This window comes from Microbacterium meiriae, assembly GCF_032364335.1.
Taxonomy (GTDB): Bacteria; Actinomycetota; Actinomycetes; order Actinomycetales; family Microbacteriaceae; genus Microbacterium; species Microbacterium meiriae.
In genome coordinates, this window is sequence record NZ_CP133984.1 from 3,043,396 (window position 1) to 3,063,131 (window position 19,736).

Consider the following 19,736-nt stretch of genomic DNA (forward strand, 5'->3'; position numbering starts at 1 on the left):
TCAGGGGCGTGCCGTACTCGCGCGCTCGACGAGCCGAGTCGGCACCACCACGGGCGCGGCGGGATCGGTCGCCGCCGCGTCGCCCTCCACGGCGGCGATGAGCGCTGTGACCGCCCGCTGCGCGAGCGCCGGGAAGTCCTGGCGGATCGTCGTGAGCGGCGGGAGGAAGTTCGCCGCTTCCGGGATGTCGTCGAAGCCGACCACGCTGACATCGCCGGGGACCGTGCGTCCGGATTCCGCCACCGCGCGCAGCAGCCCGAGCGCCATCTGGTCGTTGGCGCAGAACACCGCCGTCGCCTGGGCCAGGGCCGCCCCCGCGGCGAAGCCGGACTCCGCGCTCCAGTCCCCGCGCACGACCGGCGGAGGCGTGAGACCGGCAGCCGTCAGAGCCTCGCGCCACCCGCGCTCGCGCTCGGCTGCGGCGAACGAGTCCGCCGGTCCCGCGAGGTGGTGGACGGTCTCGTGCCCCGCGGCGAGCAGGTGGCGCGTGGCAGCCTCTGCTCCCGCGGCGTGATCGCTGTGCACCACGATCGCTCCGGCTCCTGCGGGAGCGTCCACGACGACAAGACGCAGCTCCGGCGGCAGAGTGGCGGCAGGGACCAGCGCCGAAGCCTCGTTCAGCACGAGGGCACCGTCGACGCCCTGGTCGGCGAGCCGGGCGAACGCCGCGTCCACGCCGTCCGCAGCCGTGACGACCGTGAGCGCATAGCCGCGTTCCGCCGCCGCCTCGGCCGTGGCCTGCAGCATCCGGGAGTTGCCGACCGTGGCCAGGGTGGTCACGACGAGACCGAGGGTGTGGCTGCGACCGGTGCGCAGGGCTCGCGCGGCCCGATGCGGCCGGTACCCCAGTTCGGTCATCGCGGCCTCGACCCGCGCCCGCGTCTGCGGGTCCACGCGCGGACTGCCGTTGACGACGCGGGAGACGGTCTGTCCGGAGACACCGGCTCGCGCCGCCACGGTCGCCATGGACACGCGGGCGGACACCGACGCCGACAGCTTCCGGGCCACGGGATCCTCCGTTCACAACTCCGTCATGTTGACGTTAGCACGCGGCCCGACCTACCATGTTGACGTGAACACGCCCGAATCTCCTGAGTTGCGCACGGAGCGTCTCGGCGCCGGTGTCGTCAAGCGCCCGACCACCCTCGCCGACGGCCGTGAGCTCATCTACTACGACGACCCCGACACGACCCTCGGCGCGGAACGGTCGGTCGACGCCCGCACCCTCGCCCCTCGACCCGACACCGCGACCATGCGGCTCGACGTTCTCACGGGCGACTGGATCACCGTCGCCGCCAACCGCCAGAACCGCGTGATGATGCCGGGAGCCGACGCCGACCCGCTCGCGCCGCAGACGCCGGCGAATCCGTCCGAGGTGCCGTCCCGGTACGACGTGGCCGTGTTCGAGAACCGCTCCCCCGCGTTCGGCCCCGCTCTCGCCGAGCCCGTCGGCACCGTCCCGGGGGCGACGAACCCCCCGCGCGGCCTCGACGACCTCGCGGCCCTCGGACTCGGGCGCACCCGCACCGCCGTCGGCCGCTGCGAGGTCGTGTGCTTCAGCCCCGAGCACTCCGGCTCCTTCGGCACCCAGACCGCGACCCGCGCCCGCACCGTGATCGAGGCCTGGGCCGACCGCACGGCCGCCCTGTCCTCCCTGCCCGGCATCCAGCAGGTCTTCCCGTTCGAGAACCGCGGCGAGGCGATCGGCGTGACCCTCCCCCACCCGCACGGGCAGATCTACGCGTATCCCTACGTGACCCCGCGCACCGCCCGGGTGCTGGACGCCGTCGACCGCACCGCACCCGACCTCTTCGCCCGCATCCTCGCCGAGGAGCAGGCCTCCGAGCGGGTGGTGTTCCGCGGCGAGCACTGGACCGCGTTCGTGCCCTTCGCGGCGCGGTGGCCGCTCGAGGTGCACCTCATGCCGCATCGGCACGTGCCCGACCTCGCCGAGACCACGGCGGAGGAGCGCGACGAGCTCGCCCCGCTCTACCTCCGTCTCCTCCGCGGCGTCGACGCGCTCTACGACAGCCCCACCCCGTACATCGCCGCGTGGCACCAGGCTCCGGTCCACGTCGGCCGTGAGAGCGTGCGCCTGCACCTGCAGCTCACGAGCCCCCGCCGCGCCGCCGACAAGCTCAAGTTCCTCGCGGGCTCCGAGGCCGCGATGTGGGCCTGGGCCGCCGAGGTCGCCCCCGAGCAGGGGGCCGCCCGACTCCGCGAGGCCCTCGCTCGCGCCGACCAGGAAGCCTCCGCATGACCTCCGCACACGACGCCGCCGTCGACCTCTTCGCCGCCCTCGCCGGGCGCACGCCGGACGGCGTCTGGTCGGCCCCGGGGCGCGTGAACCTCATCGGCGAGCACACCGACTACAACGACGGCTTCGTGCTGCCGTTCGCGATCCCGCAGCGCACGGTCGCCGCCGTCGGCCGCCGTGCCGACCGGCGGCTCCGCGTCGCCTCGACCTTCGCGGACGAGCCGGTCGAGATCGCTCTCGACGACCTCGACCGTCTCTTCCCCACCCCGCCCGGCACGGCGCCCGCGGTGCCGGAGTGGGCGGCGTACCCGCTCGGCGTCGCCTGGGCGCTCCGCGCGACCGCCCCCGCGGCCACGGTCTCCGGCCTGGACATCGCGATCGCCTCCGACGTCCCGGTCGGGGCCGGGCTCTCGTCGTCCGCCGCGATCGAGGGCGCGACGGCCACGGCACTGAACGAGCTCTGGGACGCCGGCCTCGACGCGGTCGCCCTCGCCCGGATCGGACGCACGGCGGAGAACGAGGCCGTCGGCGCGCCCACCGGCATCATGGACCAGATGGCCTCGATGCTCGGGGAGCCCGACGCCGCAATCTTCCTCGACTGCCGCTCTCTCGCCGCCGACGTCGTGCCGCTGGGCATGGCCGACGCCGGCCTCGCGGTGCTCGTGATGGACACCCGCGTCACGCACGCGCACTCCACCGGCGGCTACCGGGAACGCCGCGCCGCATGCGAACGCGGAGCCGCGATCCTCGGAGTGCCCGCGCTGCGCGACGTCGCCGTGGCCGACCTCGCCCGCGCCGAGAGCCTGATGGACGACATGACCTTCCGCCGCGTGCGCCACATCGTCACGGAGAACCAGCGCGTGCAGGACACGGTGGCGACGCTGCGCACCGCGGGCGCACGCGGCATCGGCGACCTCCTCGTCGCGTCCCACGCGTCGATGCGCGACGACTTCGAGATCTCGACGCCGGAGCTCGACGCCGCGGTGGAGACCGCCCTCACCTCGGGGGCGGTGGGTGCGCGCATGACCGGCGGCGGCTTCGGCGGTGCCGCGATCGCCCTCGTCGACCGCGGTGCCGTGCCTCACCTCGCCGACGCGGTGCGGGGGCGGTTCGCCGCCGAGGGCTTCGTCGCCCCGTACCTGTTCGAGGTCAGCCCGTCCGCAGGTCCGCGCCGCGACGCCTGACACAATGAAGGGTCGAGCCGCCACCGCCGCGGCAGGAGAGGAACGCATGTCCTGGATCGTCACCGGCGGCGCCGGCTACATCGGTGCCCACGTCGTCCGCGCTCTCGCAGAGGCCGGTCTCTCCCCCGTCGTCCTGGACGACCTCTCCAGCGGCGTCGCCTCCTTCGTGCCGGAGGGCGTGCCCTTCGTGCAGGGCAGCATCCTCGACCGCGCCCTCGTCGAGGAGACCCTGCGCACGCACGAGGCGGAGGGCGTGATCCACGTCGCGGGCTACAAGTACGCCGGCGTCTCGGTCCAGCGCCCGCTGCACACCTACGCCCAGAACGTCGAGGGGACGCGGATCATCCTCGAGGCGATGGCGGCGGCGGGCGTCGCGAACATCGTCTTCTCCTCTTCGGCGGCCGTGTTCGGCACCCCGGACGTCTCCCTCGTCGTCGAGGACACCGCCAAGAGGCCCGCGAGCCCCTACGGCGAGTCGAAGCTCATCGGCGAATGGCTGCTCCGCGACCAGGCGATCGCCACCGCCGACTCCGACCGCCCGCTGCGTCACACCTCGCTGCGGTACTTCAACGTCGTCGGCTCGGCCGACCCGTCGGTCTACGACGTCAGCCCGCACAACCTCTTCCCCATCGTCTTCGAGGCGCTGATCGAGGGCCGCACCCCGAAGATCTTCGGTGACGACTACGACACCCCTGACGGCACGAACGTGCGCGATTACGTGCACGTCGGCGACATCGCCGCCGCCCACGTCGCCGCAGCGCAGCGCCTGGCCTCCGGCGCCCCGATCGAGCCCGCGTACAACCTCGGCTCCGGCGACGGCCTCAGCGTGAAGCAGATCATGGATGCGGTCGCCCGCGTCACCGGCATCGACTTCACCCCTGAGGTCGGCCCTCGCCGCCCCGGCGACCCGGATCGGATCGTGGCGACCGGCGAACTCGCGGCCCGCGACCTCGACTGGACCATGCGCTACACCGTCGACGAGATGGTGCGCACGGGCTGGGAGGCCCGCCGCGCCGCCGGCTGACCTCAGAGGTCGCGCGTGCGGATGGGGTAGAGCCAGAAGCACAGCCACCCGACGGCGGTGAACGCCAGGGGGATGACCGCCAGCATCAGCCGGATGCCGCCGTCGACGGCCTCCGGCTGCGCGTCGCCGAGCCCGGCGTCGAAGCCCGTCGCGGTCAGCACAGCCGCGGCGACGATCGCCTGGAGGACCACGGAGCCGCGCACGACGAACCCGTTCACGCCGAAGTACGCACCCTCGCGACGGTGGCCCGTGCGATGCGCGTCGTCGTCGATGATCTGGGCGAGCACGACCTCGAGGAGCTGCAGCAGCCCGCCGACGCCGACACCGACTGCGATGCCGACGAGAGCCGCCGCCCCCACGGAGGTCGGGACCAGGTAGCCGAGCACCGCGACCCCGAACACCGCGACGCTCCACAGCAGCGCCGTGCGCGGGGAGGTGCGCCGGACCACCGCGCTCCACAGGACGATCGACGGGATGGCCGTGAGGAAGATGGCGCCGAGCAGGAGGCTGCCCTCGCCCTCGGCCGCCCCCAGCGAGTAGCGGACGTAGAACGGGACGGCGGCGAGGATCACGGCGATCGAGGTCTGCACGCAGAGCGAGCCCAGCACGTACGGCACGAAGGCGCGGTTGCGGAACGTGTAGACGAGCTGGTCCCGCCAGCGCATGGCCTCGGAGGCGGCCTCGGGCACCCGGCGCTCGATCATCCCGCCGAGGAACGACCAGGCGAGCAGCACGAGACAGACGCCGGACAGCACGAGGGCCATCCCGGGCCAGCCGATCGCGTCGTAGAGCGCGGGGGCTCCTGCCGTGCCGAGCACCATGCCGAGGATCGCGAAGATCTGCCGCGGCACGTTCCCGCGGGCGCGCTCCTCCGTGGTGCGGAAGATCTCCGGGAACAGCGCCGAGATGTTCAGCACCACCACGACGAAGGCGATGTCGTAGACCGCGACGACCACGAGGAACCACACGATGAGCCCGGCCGCCGGGAGCGCGGGCGGCATCCAGACGAGGGCGAACGCGACGACGAGCGGCACGATGCCGAGCCCGATCCACGGGATGCGGCGGCCCCACGGCGTGCGGATCCGGTCGGAGAGCGCCCCGACGACCGGGTTGAGCGCCGCGTTGAGGATGCCGTGGGCGATCATCGCCGCCGCCACCCACCCTGCGGGGACGGCGAGGTGCGAGACGTAGAAGTACACGACGAACGCCGAGAACGTCTGCGTCATCAGCTGCGTCGGGAACCCCGAGGCCCCGAAGGCGATGGTCTGGGAGCGGGTGGGAGCGGCGTCGAGACGGCGGTCGCGCAGCCGTTCGCCGAGCGCCGTCACCGGGCGTCTCCGCGCTGCAGCTCCCGCAGCGCGCGCCAGCCGACGCGGACCAGGCCCTCCTCGGCGATCGTCTGCTGCACGAGCGGATCGTCGAGCAGCCGCAGCTCGTAGCCGCGCTTGGCCGCCGCGAAGTCCACCGCGGCGCGCAGCTCCTCACCGTCGGCCATCGGGTGCAGGTAGATCTCGGTGACACCGGGCGGGACGGCGCGCAGCACCGCGAGGAACCCGTCTCGCACCTGTTCGTACGACTCCTCATCGGCGGTGCCCTCACCGCGCAGCTCGAACGGATGCGTCCAGAGTCGATCGACGATCTCCACGCCGAACGCATCCGCCACCGCCGCCGCCTCGGTGAGCTTCGCCTGCAGCATCGGATCGGCGTCCGCTCCCTCCATCTCGCGGGGCAGGCGGAAGGGGAGGCCGTGCCGGGCGGCGAGGTCGAAGACGGCGCGCAGGAAGTCCCGGCCGGTCAGCAGCCCGTAGACGGAGCCCATGTGGTTGTCGAGGTGGGTCACGTCGACGCCGGCATCGAGCGCCGCCTGCAACTGCGCGGCGATCTCGGCGGCGACATCCTCCTCCGACGCGTGCTGCTCCACGGTCGCGACGTCGGCGGGGAAGAAGCCGTCGGCGTCGACGAGGGTCGACGAGCCCGCGGTGAGCGGACGCCACCGGTATCGGCGCCACTCGCTCGTGAGGACGAGGTGCACGCCCACGTCGAGGTCCGGGTGCGCGGCGGCGAAGGCGAGTGCTTCCGGGGACCAGGCACAGGGCACCATCACCGTCGCCGAGTCGATCCGGTCACGCGCCAGGAGTCCGGAGATCGCCGCGTTCGCGGCATGGCACATCCCGAAGTCGTCGGCGTTGAGGATGACCGCCCTGGCACCGGACGGCAACCCGAGTCGGTCGGCGAGAGCGGAGGAGGCGGTCATGGCGTGTCCTGTCGGGCGGTCAGCGGCCGGTGGCGGGTGCGCGGGAGGGTGTGAGGATCCGGGTGAAGACGTCGGCGCGGAGCGCGGAGGCCGCCTCACCCACAGCTCCGACGAGCGGCGCCTCCGGACCGAACGCCGAGGCGAGGAAACGGAGCGGCAGCTGCGCGGCGAACTCGTCCGCGACCCGCTCGATCGCATCCAGGAGCGCCGGGTGCACCGCCTCCCCGCCGAGGATGAAGGCCTCGGGATCGAGCACGAGGGCGACGCTGCCCGCCGCGAGGAAGAGCCGTCGTCCGATCTCCGCGACGAGGGCCTGCGCCGCCTCGTCTCCGCGTTGCGCCGCCTCCAGGTGGGCGAGGAAAGGCGCGTCGACATCCAGTCCGAGCCCGAGGGCGAGGTCGCGCACCACCGCGGCGCCCGCGACCGGGGCGCCGATGGGCACCGGCGTCTGCGGGAGGTACATCACCTCGCCCGCCACTCCCGAGAACCCGCGATGCAGCGCCCCGTCGATCACGATCCCCGCCCCGAGGTCGTCGTCGAGCAGCAGGAGCGCGAAGCTCGCGAGGTCGATGCCGACACCGGTGGTCGACTCGGCGAGCGCGGCGAGGTTGACGTCGTTCTCGACGCGGACCGGACAGTCGAGGGCTGCCGCGAGAGCCGAGCGGAAGGCGCCGCCGTCCGGTCCCTGGTCGTCGCGGATCGCACCGTCCGACGCGACGATGCCGGGCACTCCGACGACGGCGAGGTGGAGTGCGCCCTTCACGGATCGGCGGCAGGCCGCGACGAGGGCCGCGATGTGCGCGACCCGGTCCTCGCCCGCGGGGAAGGCGCCGTGCCGTTCGGCTCTGATGGTGCCGGTCGCGTCGACGAGGACGACGTGGGCGGCGTGATGGTCCACGTGCACGGCCGCCGCGACCCCGAGGGCGGGGTGCAGAGCGACCCGGCCCGCCGCCGGTCCGCGGGTGTCGCGGTCGACCCCGGCCGCAGTGACGGCTCCCGCGGCGTCGAGCATCCGCAGTACCTGGGTCACGGCCGTGCGGGAGAGGCCGGTCGCCGCCATGAGCTCGGCCCTGGTCTGCGGTCCGCTCCGGGCGAGGCGCTCGAGGATCGCGCGGCCGTTGAGCGTGCGGAGCAGGGTCTGCGGTCCTGCGAGGGGTCGTGACATGCGGCGGAACCTCTGGGGGGTCGATTCTCGTGCGGAGTCGGTGCCCGCCAGCCTGCCACATCGCGTCGCACCCGTCGACCCGTCCTTCCCGGCTGCGTCGCCTGCACGACCCGGGCACGGCCGCACGACAGAACTCGGGATTCCTCCCCACAGACGCACCCGTGTCGTGCAGATGTGACCGGGGAACCCGGAAGGACGTCGGCGGGCCCGCATAGGGTGGAGGGATGACGCCCCTGGTGATCCGAGACGCCGTCGCCGACGATGCCGAGGCCGTGGCCGGAGTGCATGTGCGCTCGTGGCAGGCGGCCTACGAGGGCCTCATCGACCAGGAGGTGCTGGACGGCCTGTCCGTCTCGGAACGGGCCGACGGGTGGCGCCGCATCTTCGCCGACCCGCTGCCTACGAGCCTCGGAACCCTGGTGGCCGAACGCGACGGCACCGTCGTCGGCTGGGCCTCGTTCGGCTCCGGCCGCGACCCCGACGGCCTGGACGACGCCGAGCTGTACGGCATCTACGCCGACCCGACCGCGTGGTCGACGGGGGCGGGGCACGCCCTCCTCGACGCGGCCGAGCAGCGCATGATCGATGCCGGCCACACCCGCGCCTACCTCTGGGTCCTCGACGGCAATGACCGCGCCGACGACTTCTACGCCCGGCACGGGTGGGAGCTCGACGGGGCCACGAAGATCGATCAACGCCCGCAGTTCACGCTCCGGGAGCACCGCCGCGTCAAGCTCCTCGCCCCGCGCTGAACGACCGCCGCGTCAGTCGAGCGCGCTCATCACGTGCTTGATGCGGCTGTAGTCGTCGAAGCCGTACTGCGACAGGTCCTTCCCGTACCCGGAGTGCTTGAACCCGCCGTGCGGCATGTCCGACACGAACGGGATGTGGGTGTTGATCCAGACGCAGCCGAAGTCCAGGTCGCGGGAGAAGCGCATGGCCCTGGTGTGCTCCCGCGTCCACACCGAGGCGGCGAGCGCGTACGGCACGTCGTTCGCCATCGTGAGCGCCTCCTCCTCGGTATCGAAGGGCTGCACGGTGAGCACGGGTCCGAAGATCTCGCCCTGCACGACCTCGTCGTCCTGCTGCACGCCGGTCACGATGGTCGCCTCCCAGAAGTAACCGCGGTCGCCCTGCCGCCTCCCACCGGTGGCGATGGTCGCGTGCGCCGGAAGCCTGTCGATGAAGCCCTGCACCTGAGCGAGCTGGGCCGCGCTGCTCAGCGGCCCGTACAGCACGCCCTCTTCGTCCGGCACCCCGGTCCGCGCGTGCGTGCGGGTCCGCTCCACCAGTGCGGCGACGAGCTCGTCGTGCACCGACGCGTGCACGAGCACCCGGGTCGCCGCGGTGCAGTCCTGGCCCGCGTTGAAGAAGGCCCCGGTGACGATGCCCTCGACCGCCTTCTCGATCGACGCGTCCGGGAAGACGATCGCGGGCGCCTTGCCGCCGAGCTCCAGGTGCACGCGCTTGACGTCGTCGGCCGCGGAGCGGGCCACGGCCATCCCCGCGCGCACCGAGCCGGTGATCGCCACCATCTGCGGTGTCGGATGCTCGACGAGGGCCGCTCCGGTCTCGCGGTCGCCGAGCACGACGTTGAGGGTGCCCGCGGGGGTGTGCGCGGCGACGATCTCCGCGAGCAGCAGCGTGGTGAGCGGTGTGGACTCGGCCGGCTTCAGCACGACGGTGTTCCCGGCGGCGAGCGCGGGAGCGATCTTCCACACCGCCATGTTCAGGGGGTAGTTCCACGGCGTCACCTGCCCGATCACGCCGATCGGTTCCCGGCGCACGAAGGAGGTGTGCCCGGGGAGGTACTCCGCGGCGGCTCGACCCTCGAGGCTCCGTGCGGCCCCGGCGAAGAACCGCAGCTGGTCCACCGACTGCAGGATCTCGTCGGCGACGAGCGTCGCCCGCGGCTTGCCGGTGTCCTTCGACTCGAGGTCGGCGAACTCCTCGGCCCGCGCGGCCATGTCCTCGGCGATGCGGAACAGGGCGAGCTGGCGCGCACACGGCGGGGTGTCCCGCCAGGTCGGGAACGCCGCCGCGGCCGCGGCATACGCGGCGTCCACGTCGGTGCGGTCGGAGATCGGGATCTCGCCGTAGGCTTCCTCCGTCACCGGATCGATGAGCGGCAGGCGCCCGCTCCCCGATGCGGTGACGGCGCGACCGCCGATGAAGTTCTGCAGGGGCACGGTCATCGTCGACGGTGAGGACATAGCGACATGGTAGCCATCCGAGCGCGGAATCTGTAGCTTTTCGTCCACAGATCGACGGAATCAGTTGCGAAGGGCGGGTCAGAATGTCACGATCGGTACATGAGTCCGAAGACGCCTCCCCCCGCCCTCGACGACATCTCGAAGCGCATCGTCGAGCTGCTGCAGGAGGACGGGCGGCGTCCCTATGCGGAGATCGCCCGCGAAGTAGGGCTCAGCGAGGCCGCGGCCCGCCAGCGCGTGCAGCGCCTGACCGAATCGGGCCTGATCCAGATCGTCGCCGTGACCGACCCGCTGCAGCTCGGCTTCCACCGCATGTCGATGATCGGGATCCGGGTGTCCGGCGACCCCCGCGCGATCGCTGAGGAGCTCACGGCGATCCCCGAGCTGGCGTACGTCGTCGTCACCCTCGGGACGTTCGACATCCTCGTCGAGGCGGTGTGCGAGGACGACGACCATCTGCTCGACCTCATCGCCACCCGCATCCGCACCATCCCCGGCATCATCCAGACGGAGAGCCTGCTCTACGCCGGCCTCTACAAAGACCTCTACAACTGGGGAACGCGCTGACGCGCTCCCCTCGCATCGGAGTGAACATGGGCACCACGGTCTTCGAACGCCGTCGTCCTTCGCAGTCCGTCGTCGACGACGCCCTGCGCGACACGGCCCTGTCGGTCTTCTGGCTCGACGACGTCGAGCGGCCCGCGCATCCGCCGCTGCGCGGCACCGTGCACACGGACCTCGTGGTCGTCGGCGGCGGCTACACCGGGCTCTGGACGGCCGTGCGCGCGAAGGAGCGGGATCCGGAGCGGAAGGTGGTCCTCCTGGAGGCATCCCGCGTGGCCTGGGCGGCATCCGGACGCAACGGCGGCTTCTGCGAGTCCAGCCTCACGCACGGCCACGAGAACGGCGTGAACCGCTGGCCCGAGGAGATCGACCGGCTGGAGGAGCTGGGCCACGAGAACCTCGACGGCATCGCCGAGACCGTGCGGCGGTACGACATGGATGCCGAGTTCGAGCGGACGGGCCAGCTCGCGGTCGCCGTGGAGCCGCACCAGGTCGAGTGGCTGCGCGAGGAGGAGGGCTTCCTCGACCGGGAGGCGGTGCAGGCGGAAGTGCATTCCCCCACGTTCCTCGCCGGCGCGTGGGACCGGGAGGGCAGCGCTCTCGTGCACCCCGCGAAGCTGGGCCTGGAGCTCGCACGGGTGGCCGTCGAGCTCGGCGTGGAGATCCACGAGCACAGCCTCGTCCGGCGGATCGAGGGCGCGGACTCCGGTCCGGTGACCCTCGTCACGGAGCACGGCCGGGTGACCGCCGACGCGGTGGCGCTCGCGACGAACGTGTTCCCCTCGCTCCTGAAGCGCAACCGCCTCATGACGGTCCCGGTGTACGACTACGTGCTGATGACGGAGCCGCTGTCGGCCGAGCAGCTCGCGTCCATCGGGTGGCGCAACCGCCAGGGGCTCGCCGACAGCGCCAACCAGTTCCACTACTACCGGCTCACCGCCGACGACCGGATCCTGTTCGGCGGCTACGACGCGGTGTACCACTTCGGCGGCAAGGTGCGCCCCGCGTACGAGGATCGGATGGAGAGCCACCGACGCCTGGCCTCGCACTTCTTCACCACCTTCCCGCAGCTCGCCGGCCTCCGCTTCACGCACCGCTGGGCCGGAGCCATCGACTCCTCGAGCCGGTTCTGCGCGTTCTTCGGCACCGCCCGCGGCGGTCGGGTCGCCTACGCCACGGGGTTCACCGGACTCGGGGTCGGGGCCGCGCGGTTCGCGGCCGATGTCATGCTCGACAAGCTCGACGGCGAGGAGACCGAACGCACGCAGCTGCGGATGGTGCGCGAGAAGCCGATCCCGTTCCCACCGGAGCCGGCCGCGTCCGTCGGCATCAACCTCGTCCGCGCCGCGATGGACAGGGCCGACCACAACGAGGGGCGCCGCAACCTGTTCCTGAAGACGCTGGACGCCCTCGGCATGGGCTTCGACTCGTGACTGCGCTCACCCCGGGAGCCGTCGTCGACGCGGGGAACCTCGCGCTGACGCACGCCCCGCTGCCCGACGAAGACGTCCGCGACGGCGCGCCGACCACGGCCTACACGGTGCTCGACGATGCCGGCGGGATCGAGATCGGCGTCTGGGAGATGACGCCGGGCACGGCGGTGGACGTCGAGGAGGACGAGGTGTTCGTCGTGCTCTCCGGTCGCGCGACCGTGACATTCACCACACCCGCGCTCCCGCCCGTGGGACTCGGCCCAGGGTCCGTGATGCGGCTCACGGCCGGCATGCGGACGGTCTGGACCGTGAACGCGACCCTGCGGAAGGTCTCGATCGGGATCTGACGGCTCGTGCCGAGCGCGTCCCACTCAGGCCCGGCGGACCTCCGCGTGCGGGATGCGTGCGGCCATGACCCGCACCGCTTCCGGGTTGTCGTCCACGAGCACCGCCTCCCGACCGAGTGCGGAGGCCACCGCTCCGGTCGTGCCGCTTCCGGCGAAGAGGTCGAGCACCCGATCGCCCGGTCGGCTGGACGCGGTCACGATGCGCCGGAGGATGCCCTCGGGCTTCTGCGTCGGATACCCCGTCTTCTCCCGTCCGGTCGTCGGGACGATCGTGTGCCACCAGACGTCGGTCGGGAGCTTGCCGCGCGCCGCCTTCTCCGCGGTCACCAGCCCCGGAGCCATGTACGGCTCCCGGTCGACGTCGTCGGAGTTGAACACGTACGTCCGCGGGTTCTTCACGTACACCAGGATCGTGTCGTGCTTGGTGGGCCACCGCCGCCGGGATTTCGCGCCGTAGTCGTACGCCCAGATGAGCTCGTTGAGGAAGCAGTCCCGGCCGAACACCGCGTCGAGCATGACCTTCGCGTAGTGCGCCTCGCGGTAGTCGAGGTGCAGGTACAGGGTGCCGTGGTCGGCGAGCAGCCGCCAGGCCTCCTCCAGCCGCGGCATGAGGAAGGCGCCGTAGTCGTCGAAGCTGTCGTCGTACGCGCGCAACATGCCGCGCACCCGCTCGTACCGGTGTCCGTGGAAGCCGTGCCGCACCTCCGGCCCGCCGACCGCGTGTTCAGAACTCAGGAGATCCGACGCGGTTTCGGCCGATTGGGGGCTGCCCCCGTCCGGATCCGCCGATTCTTCCGGAGTTGTGAACGTGCGGCGGGCGGTGACCACCTGCCGCTCCCGCACTCTTCCGGTGTTGAACGGCGGGTCGAGGTAGACGAGCGTGAAGGACCCGGACGGCAGGGTCGCCGCGACGGCGAGGTTGTCCCCCTCGATCACCGACACCCGCCCCGGAACCTGGACCCCTGAGCCACCACCCTGGGTCCCTGAGCCTGTCGAAGGGCTTGAGCCTGTCGAAGGGCTCACGGAACCCGATGCAGCCACGCGTCGGTCGAGAACTTCGACTCCACCAGAGCCTGGGCATCGGCGTACTCGTCCGGCGTGATGCCGCCGTCCTCGGCGGAGGTGAGCGAGCGGAACGTGTCCTTGAAGCGCTCGATGATCTCGGCGCGCTCCAGTCCGGTCTGGCTGCGCAGGGGGTCGACGCGCTTGGCGGCCGAGGTCGTGCCCTTGTCGCTGAGCTTCTCCCGGCCGATCCGCAGCACCTCGGTCATCATCTGGCCGTCGATGTCGTAGGAGAGGGTGGCGTGGTGCAGCACACCTCCGTTCGCGAGGCGCTTCTGCGCGGCGCCGCCGATCTTGCCGGTCGGGCTCGCGATGTCGTTGAGCGGCTGGTAGACGGCGTCGATGCCGAGCGAACGGAGCGCCTGCAGCACCCAGTCGTCGAGGAACGCGTAGGAGTCGGCGAAGGTCATTCCGGCGACGAGTGACGCGGGGACGTACAGCGAGTAGGTGATGATCTGCCCCGCGGCCATGAGCATCGCTCCGCCTCCGGAGATCCGGCGGACGACGTCGAAGCCGTGCTTCGCAGCGCCCTCGGGGTCGACCTCATTGCGGTACGACTGGAACGACCCGATGACGACGGCCGACTCGTCCCACTCCCAGATGCGCAGCGTCGGACGCCGACGCCCCTCGCCGACGCGGGAGGTGAGCACCTCGTCAAGGGCGAGGTTCATGCGCGGCGAGACCGCCTTCTCGTGGACGATCTCCCAGTCGAAGTCGCCCCAGCCGGGCGCCGTGACGAGCGCGCGGCGGACGGCGGTGCCGACCGCCTCGGGGGTGAAGCCGAGCAGCTGGGCCCCCTCGGGGAGGGCGCCGCGGACGGCCGCGGCGATGGCCGTGGCGTCGGACTCGACGGGGAGACCCTCGACAGCGGCGTTGATGTCGTCGAGCGCGGAGTCCGGTTCGAGGAAGAAGTCCCCGGCGAGCCGGAACCGCGCGATCCGGTCGTTCTCGACCTCGAGGTCGACGACGACGAGCTTGCCCCCAGGAACCTTGTATTCACCGTGCACGGATCCAGCTTAAGGCGCGCGGTGCCCCCGTGGTCAGCCGCCGAGCACGACCACGCGCTCCCCTGCCCTGATCGGCGTGGAGTAGCGGTTGCCGGGCGTCGGCAGGGGGCAGACGAACTGGTCGGAGAACGCGCAGGGCGGCAGGTACGCCCGGTTGAAGTCGAGCACGGCGGAGCCGTCGGCGGCGGGTTCGTCGACGGGGAGGAACCGGAACCGATACGTCTCCAGCCCGTTCGTCCCGTCCGCGAAGACCGCGCTCAGCGCTCCGCTCCCACTGCGGGTGACGGTGAGCTCGTGCGGGGCCCCGGCGAGTTCGAACCGCAGGCGTCCGGCGATCGCGGTCTCGCGCTCCTCACCGTCGACCGAGGTGACGACGATCCGCTCGTCGGGCGCGGGTTCGAACGTCGCGGGGAGCCGCCAGCGCTCGTCCGGGGCGTACGCGTCGATCGCCGTGAACCACTCCCGCTGTGGACGATCCGGATTCCAGACACGGAGTGCCAGCAGTCCGTTGCGATCGAACACCCGCAGCTCGCGCCGCCCGAGGCGCAGCGTCTGGGCGCCGCGGAGGGTGACGACCGACCCCGACGGTCCGAGCTCGCTGCCGCGGATACCGCCGTCACCGGTGAGGGCCCAGAGTCCGGGGACGCCGTCGACCGCCGCGGGTTCGGTGATGAGCCAGTTCGTCGACTCCAGCGCGGACGGCCCGTACTCCGACCCCGCATAGCGTTCACGCGCCGCATGCCACTCATGCCAGTCCGTCAGGAAGCTCATCGCCGCGGGCCCTCCCCCTCGCTCGTGCGGATGTGCCCCGAATCTAGGGCTGCCCCCACCTCCCGTGGCCTCCCTCCGTCACACGCCTTCACCGCGCGTCATCCCACGTCACACTCCCCCGCGGTCCCCGCGCACCTCCCGCGGGATCAAACCCGTCCCTCGACGCACCTTCCCCCGCCCGTTCCTGATCCCGCCACCCGTGCGCAGCCCCCGCGCACATCCCGCGGGATCAAAACCGTCCCCCATCGCACCCTCCCCCGCCCGTTTCTGATCCCGCCACCCGTGCGCAGCCCCCGCGCACATCCCGCGGGATCAAAACCGTCCCCCAGCGCGCCCTCCCCCGCCCGGTTCTGATCCCGCCACCCGTGCGCAGCCGCCGCGCACATCCCGTGGGATCGAAATCGCCCCCAGCGCGCCCTCCCCCGCCCGTTTCTGATCCCGCCACCCGGGGTCGTCCGCGGCGCGGCGGAAGCCGAAGATGCGCCGCGCCTCCGCGCCCCCTATTCGCGGGGCGCGGGTGATTCCCGCCGCCACCGGCGCGCGATTCACCGTGCGTGTTCGAGAAGGCTCTCCCGAGGTCCGTCCCGGGCACGAAAGTGATCCCGCGGCAGTGGCGGCAGGCACAACATTGATCCCGCGGGATGTCCGGAGGCTCGAAGGTGTTCTCGCGGGCGGTGACGGGAGGCGCGGCCTTGACCCGACAGGTCATCGTGGACGCGGACTCACCGGCGCACCCACGCACAGTGCGTGTTCGAAAACGTTCCGCTGGGGCCTGTGCCACGCGCGAAAATGATCCCGCGGGACCGGGGGAAGGGGCGAAAGTGATCCCGGACCGTAAAGGGACCGGAACCGGACCGGGACGGACCGGGACGGGACGGAACGGGACTGAACAGGCCGGGGAAGGGCCGGACCGGGATCGGCCCCGAACCCGGGACGGGAGTCAGCGGGCGGGGATGTGGGCGTCGAGCCAGGCGAGGACGTCGGCGCGCACCTCGTCCTGCTGCAGCTCCTGGAAGATCTCGTGTCGGGCGTCGGGGTAGACGAGGGTCGTGACGTCGGTGAGTCCGGAGCGGCGCCGGTACTGGTCGGCGAGCTTGTGGACGCTGCGGGGACCGCCGACCGGATCGTCACGGCCGACGAGGAGGAGCATCGGGAGGTCGCGCGCGAGGTGCGTCGCCGGACGCCCGTACAGTCGCGCCGCGTCGAGCAGACCGAAGAGCTTGAGCAGAGGCACCCCCGTCGTGAGCGGGTCCTCCTCGAAGGCCTTCCACACCGCGGGGTCGCGGCTCAGCCACTCGTACCCGGTCGCGTCGTCCGCGGCCCACGCGGCGTTCAGCGGCGCCGGGTTCAGGGAGCGAGGCGTGCGCAGCGCCGAACCCGACAAGATCACCGCATCGAAGGCCTCGGCGTGCTCGTTCACCAGCATCTGCGCGAGGAACGACCCCCACGAGTGCCCGAGGAGCACGAGCGGAAGGCCCGGGTTCTCGTCGCGGATGATGCCGGTCAGCTGCCAGATCGCATCCTTGGCCGCCCGGAGACCTCCGGGCCCGAGCCGTCCGAGCCGGGCCGGATCGCCGTGCTGGCGCATGCCGGTGCGCCCGTGCCCACGGTGGTCGTCCGCGTAGACGGTGAACCCGGCTCCGGTGAGCGCGGCGATCAGCGCCGGATACCGTCCTGCGTGCTCGCCCACCCCGTGCAGGAGCTGGACGACACCGCGGGGCGTGCCCTCCGCGGGGTGGACGTCGTAGACGATGGCGATGCCGTGGCTGTCGGTGTACTCGCGGGTCTCGGTCATGGGTCGGCCCTACCGGTCGGTTCCCGCGAGAGCGTCCCGGATCGCGAAGGCGATGTCGCGGTCCGTCACCTCGTAGCCGCCGACCCCGTCGGAGGCGGAGCCCATGCGCACGCCGCCGTCCTCGGTCACCGCCCGCTTCGCGGAGAAGTGGAGGGCGTCGACGCCGGCCGCGGCGAGCACCGGAGCGCTCGCGACGTCGACGCCACTGCCGGCCATGACCTCGATCTGCCCCTCGGCCGCGGCGACGAGCGCGCGCAGGGTGTCGATGCCGTCGATCGCGGCCGATGCCCCTCCGGACGTGAGCACGCGCCGGAGCCCGAGCTCCCTCGCGGCCCGCAGGGTCGCCACCGGGTCGGCGGTCACATCGATCGCGCGGTGCAGCGTCGCCGGAGCTCCCCCGGCCGCATCCCGCAGCCGCGCCATGGCATCGAGGTCGAGCCGCCCCTCGGCGTCCAGCGCGCCGATCACCACGCCCGACGCGCCTGCGTCGACCGCGTGCCGCACGTCGCGTTCGGCGACGGCCAGCTCGTCGGCGCTGTAGTGGAAGCCGCCGGCGCGCGGACGGATGAGGACGTGCACCTCGGGGCCGTTCGCCCCCGCGGCTTCGAGCGCGAGCTCCAGGGTGGCCGGCGACGGGGTGAGCCCACCCAGGGCGAGGGCCGTGGCGAGCTCGACGCGGGCGGCGCCGACCTCGGCGGCGATGCGCACTCCGGCGGGGTCCTGGACGGCGATTTCGAGAGCGATCGTTCGGGTCACCCCTCCATTGTGCCCGCTGGCCTCGGCTCCTCCCGCCCCCGCAACGGAAATATTAGATAGACTAACTAAGTATGTCTGCGTCCGATGATTCCCTGCACCTCACCGCCACAGACCTGCGCATGGCCACGTTCCGGCTCGCCCGCCGGCTCCGCTGCGCCCGCGCCGCCGACATGATGAGCGACACGCAGCTCGCCGTTCTCGCCGAGCTGCGCATGAACGGCCGGCGCACGATCTCCACCCTCGCCGAGCGCGAGCGCGTGACCGCCCCCTCGATGACGAGCATCGTGAACGGCCTGGAGGAGCAGGGCTTCGTCGCCCGCACCCCGGACGAGGACGACCGCCGCCGCGTGCAGGTGGACATCACCGCCGCCGGCGTCGAGGTCGTCGTCGAGACCATCCGCCGCCGGGACGTGCTGCTGGCCGACATGCTCCGCGAGGTCGACTACACCGAGGAGGAACTGACGACGCTGCGAGAAGCGAGCGCCCTGATGCGGAGGGTGGTGGAGCGATGAGCGCCATGTTCCGTTCCTTCGCGAACATCAACTACCGGATCTGGTTCGCCGGCGCCCTCGTGTCGAATGTCGGCGGATGGATGCAGGCCACAGCCCAGGACTGGGTCGTGCTGACCGAGCTCACCGACAACGACGCGACCGCGATGGGCGTCACCATGGCGCTGCAGTTCGGCCCACCGCTGGTGCTGGTGAGCCTGACCGGCTGGGTCGCTGATCGCTTCGATCGGCGGAAGATCCTGCTGACCACGCAGACGGCGCTGCTCGGCCTCGCGATCGCGGTCGGATCCCTGCTGCTGGCCGGCGTGATGACCCTGCCGATGATGCTCGCGTTCGCCCTCGGGTTCGGCATCGTCAACGCGTTCGACGCACCCGCCCGGCAGGCCTTCGTGTCGGACATGGTGTCCGCCACGGAGACCTCCAACGCCGTGGCGCTCAACTCCGCCTCCTTCAACCTCGCCCGTATGATCGGCCCCGCGGTCGGCGGTCTGCTCATCGTCGCGATCGGCTCCGGTTGGGTGTTCATCGTCAACGCCGCGACCTTCCTCGCCATGATCGTCGCGCTGATGCTCATGCGCACGCACCTGCTGGCGCCGCGGCCGAAGAACCGCAGCCGCGGCGGACTCGCCGAGGGTTTCCGGTACGTCTGGGCGCGCAGCGACCTCAAGGTCGTGTTCGTGACGGTGTTCCTCATCGGCGCGTTCGGCATGAACTTCCCCATCTTCGCCTCGACCATGGCGCTGGAGTTCGGAGCCGGCGCCGACGGGTACGGGGTGCTGAGCTCGGTGCTCGCGATCGGCTCCCTGATCGGCGCCCTCCTCGCCGCGCGGCGGGATCGCGCGAGGGTGCGCGTCGTGATCCTCGCGGCGGGCGGCTTCGGGATCGCGGCCTTCGTCTCGGCCGCGATGCCCAGCTACCTCTCCTACGCGGTCACGCTCACGTTCACCGGCTTCATGATCGTGACGCTGCTGACCACGGCCAACGGCTACGTGCAGATCACCACGGATCCGGCGCTCCGCGGCCGCGTCCTCGCCCTCTACATGGCCGTGATCATGGGGTCGACCCCGGTCGGCGCACCGATCGCGGGCTGGGTGGCGGACACGTTCGGCCCCCGCGCCGCCATCATGCTCGGCGGGACGGCCGGCTTCATCGCGTGCGCGATCGGGGTGACGTGGGTGCTGACGTCGGGGAGGCTGCGCCGCGAGGAGAGCAGCCGCTTCCGCCTGACCCTCGACGAGACGCGCCCGCTGCGCGTCGTGCAGCCGGTCGAGCCGGTGGACTACACGGAGAAGGCCGCGGCGACGACGCCCATCCGGCTTCCTCGACGCGACGACGAGTGAGCTGCGGGCGGGTTTGTCAACGCCTTCCTCATCACGGCCCGGCGGTCGTAGCGTC

19 protein-coding genes are annotated in these 19,736 nt (G+C 72.0%); 9 read left to right on the forward strand and 10 right to left on the reverse strand.

Annotated elements, in window-relative coordinates:
- The gene (locus RI211_RS14890) at positions 1–966 is read right to left on the reverse strand and encodes a LacI family DNA-binding transcriptional regulator (protein ID WP_315636836.1); all 966 of its coding nucleotides are present in this window, start codon (positions 964–966) and stop codon (positions 1–3) included.
- Positions 967–1,033: 67 nt separating this feature from the next.
- On the opposite strand from RI211_RS14890, the gene galT reads away from it, so the two are divergent.
- From galT to galE, 3 genes are read left to right on the forward strand one after another with little or no spacing between them, the layout of a single operon-like run.
- A complete protein-coding gene (gene galT / locus RI211_RS14895) occupies positions 1,034–2,260 on the forward strand; it encodes a galactose-1-phosphate uridylyltransferase (RefSeq protein WP_396654996.1) in 1,227 nt (408 codons plus the stop codon).
- On the forward strand, positions 2,257–3,441 hold the full coding sequence (gene galK, locus RI211_RS14900; RefSeq protein ID WP_315636255.1) for a galactokinase: 1,185 nt from the start codon (positions 2,257–2,259) through the stop codon (positions 3,439–3,441). Before galT ends, galK begins: the two co-directional genes overlap by 4 nt.
- Positions 3,442–3,487: 46 nt before the next feature.
- Entirely contained in the window at positions 3,488–4,465 is a 978-nt protein-coding gene (gene galE / locus RI211_RS14905; protein WP_259953372.1) for a UDP-glucose 4-epimerase GalE, read from the forward strand.
- 2 nt (positions 4,466–4,467) lie between these two features.
- Here galE and RI211_RS14910 read toward each other — a convergent pair whose 3' ends face one another.
- Genes RI211_RS14910 through RI211_RS14920 form a run of 3 tightly spaced genes read right to left on the reverse strand, consistent with a single transcriptional unit; the run spans position 4,468 to position 7,884 of the window.
- Positions 4,468–5,793, reverse strand: coding sequence for an MFS transporter (locus RI211_RS14910; RefSeq protein ID WP_315636256.1), 1,326 nt, complete (start codon positions 5,791–5,793; stop codon positions 4,468–4,470).
- Positions 5,790–6,719 carry a polysaccharide deacetylase family protein gene (locus RI211_RS14915; RefSeq protein WP_315636257.1) on the reverse strand — a complete coding sequence of 310 codons (930 nt, stop codon included), beginning with the start codon at positions 6,717–6,719 and terminating at the stop codon, positions 5,790–5,792. The genes RI211_RS14910 and RI211_RS14915 overlap by 4 nt, the downstream gene beginning before the upstream one ends.
- A 19-nt stretch (positions 6,720–6,738) precedes the next feature.
- The gene (locus RI211_RS14920) at positions 6,739–7,884 is read right to left on the reverse strand and encodes an ROK family protein (RefSeq protein WP_187662465.1); all 1,146 of its coding nucleotides are present in this window, start codon (positions 7,882–7,884) and stop codon (positions 6,739–6,741) included.
- 224 nt (positions 7,885–8,108) lie between these two features.
- Between RI211_RS14920 and RI211_RS14925 the strand changes: the two genes are divergently transcribed.
- Positions 8,109–8,636: a GNAT family N-acetyltransferase gene (locus tag RI211_RS14925; protein ID WP_315636259.1), complete on the forward strand. Its 528-nt coding sequence runs from the start codon at positions 8,109–8,111 to the stop codon at positions 8,634–8,636.
- 12 nt (positions 8,637–8,648) lie between these two features.
- On the opposite strand, the gene RI211_RS14930 is transcribed toward RI211_RS14925, so the two are convergent.
- Complete coding sequence (locus tag RI211_RS14930) at positions 8,649–10,097, reverse strand: gamma-aminobutyraldehyde dehydrogenase (RefSeq protein WP_315636261.1); 1,449 nt, start codon at positions 10,095–10,097, stop codon at positions 8,649–8,651.
- Between the two features lie 99 nt (positions 10,098–10,196).
- Between RI211_RS14930 and RI211_RS14935 the strand changes: the two genes are divergently transcribed.
- From RI211_RS14935 to RI211_RS14945, 3 genes are read left to right on the forward strand one after another with little or no spacing between them, the layout of a single operon-like run.
- Positions 10,197–10,664 (forward strand): Lrp/AsnC family transcriptional regulator, encoded by a 468-nt coding sequence (locus RI211_RS14935; protein ID WP_025105441.1) that lies wholly within the window; start codon positions 10,197–10,199, stop codon positions 10,662–10,664.
- A gap of 26 nt (positions 10,665–10,690) precedes the next feature.
- The gene (locus RI211_RS14940) at positions 10,691–12,094 is read left to right on the forward strand and encodes an NAD(P)/FAD-dependent oxidoreductase (protein ID WP_259953362.1); all 1,404 of its coding nucleotides are present in this window, start codon (positions 10,691–10,693) and stop codon (positions 12,092–12,094) included.
- Positions 12,091–12,441, forward strand: coding sequence for a cupin domain-containing protein (locus RI211_RS14945; RefSeq protein WP_315636264.1), 351 nt, complete (start codon positions 12,091–12,093; stop codon positions 12,439–12,441). Before RI211_RS14940 ends, RI211_RS14945 begins: the two co-directional genes overlap by 4 nt.
- A 24-nt stretch (positions 12,442–12,465) precedes the next feature.
- Here RI211_RS14945 and RI211_RS14950 read toward each other — a convergent pair whose 3' ends face one another.
- The 5 genes from RI211_RS14950 to RI211_RS14970 all read right to left on the reverse strand — a co-directional run bounded on the left by RI211_RS14950 (position 12,466) and on the right by RI211_RS14970 (position 17,832).
- On the reverse strand, positions 12,466–13,383 hold the full coding sequence (locus RI211_RS14950) for a DNA-methyltransferase (RefSeq protein WP_315636837.1): 918 nt from the start codon (positions 13,381–13,383) through the stop codon (positions 12,466–12,468).
- Positions 13,384–13,460: 77 nt separating this feature from the next.
- Positions 13,461–14,510, reverse strand: a complete 1,050-nt coding sequence (lplAB, locus tag RI211_RS14955) for a lipoate-protein ligase LplAB (protein WP_315636266.1) — start codon at positions 14,508–14,510, stop codon at positions 13,461–13,463.
- A gap of 33 nt (positions 14,511–14,543) precedes the next feature.
- Complete coding sequence (locus tag RI211_RS14960; protein ID WP_315636268.1) at positions 14,544–15,281, reverse strand: DUF1684 domain-containing protein; 738 nt, start codon at positions 15,279–15,281, stop codon at positions 14,544–14,546.
- A gap of 940 nt (positions 15,282–16,221) precedes the next feature.
- Entirely contained in the window at positions 16,222–17,076 is an 855-nt protein-coding gene (locus RI211_RS14965) for an alpha/beta fold hydrolase (RefSeq protein WP_315636270.1), read from the reverse strand.
- Between the two features lie 9 nt (positions 17,077–17,085).
- A complete protein-coding gene (locus RI211_RS14970; RefSeq protein WP_259953358.1) occupies positions 17,086–17,832 on the reverse strand; it encodes a copper homeostasis protein CutC in 747 nt (248 codons plus the stop codon).
- A 71-nt stretch (positions 17,833–17,903) separates the two neighbouring features.
- Between RI211_RS14970 and RI211_RS14975 the strand changes: the two genes are divergently transcribed.
- Entirely contained in the window at positions 17,904–18,344 is a 441-nt protein-coding gene (locus RI211_RS14975; RefSeq protein WP_187662473.1) for a MarR family winged helix-turn-helix transcriptional regulator, read from the forward strand.
- A gap of 5 nt (positions 18,345–18,349) precedes the next feature.
- Complete coding sequence (locus RI211_RS14980) at positions 18,350–19,681, forward strand: MFS transporter (protein ID WP_315636838.1); 1,332 nt, start codon at positions 18,350–18,352, stop codon at positions 19,679–19,681.
- Positions 19,682–19,736: the final 55 nt, after the last annotated feature.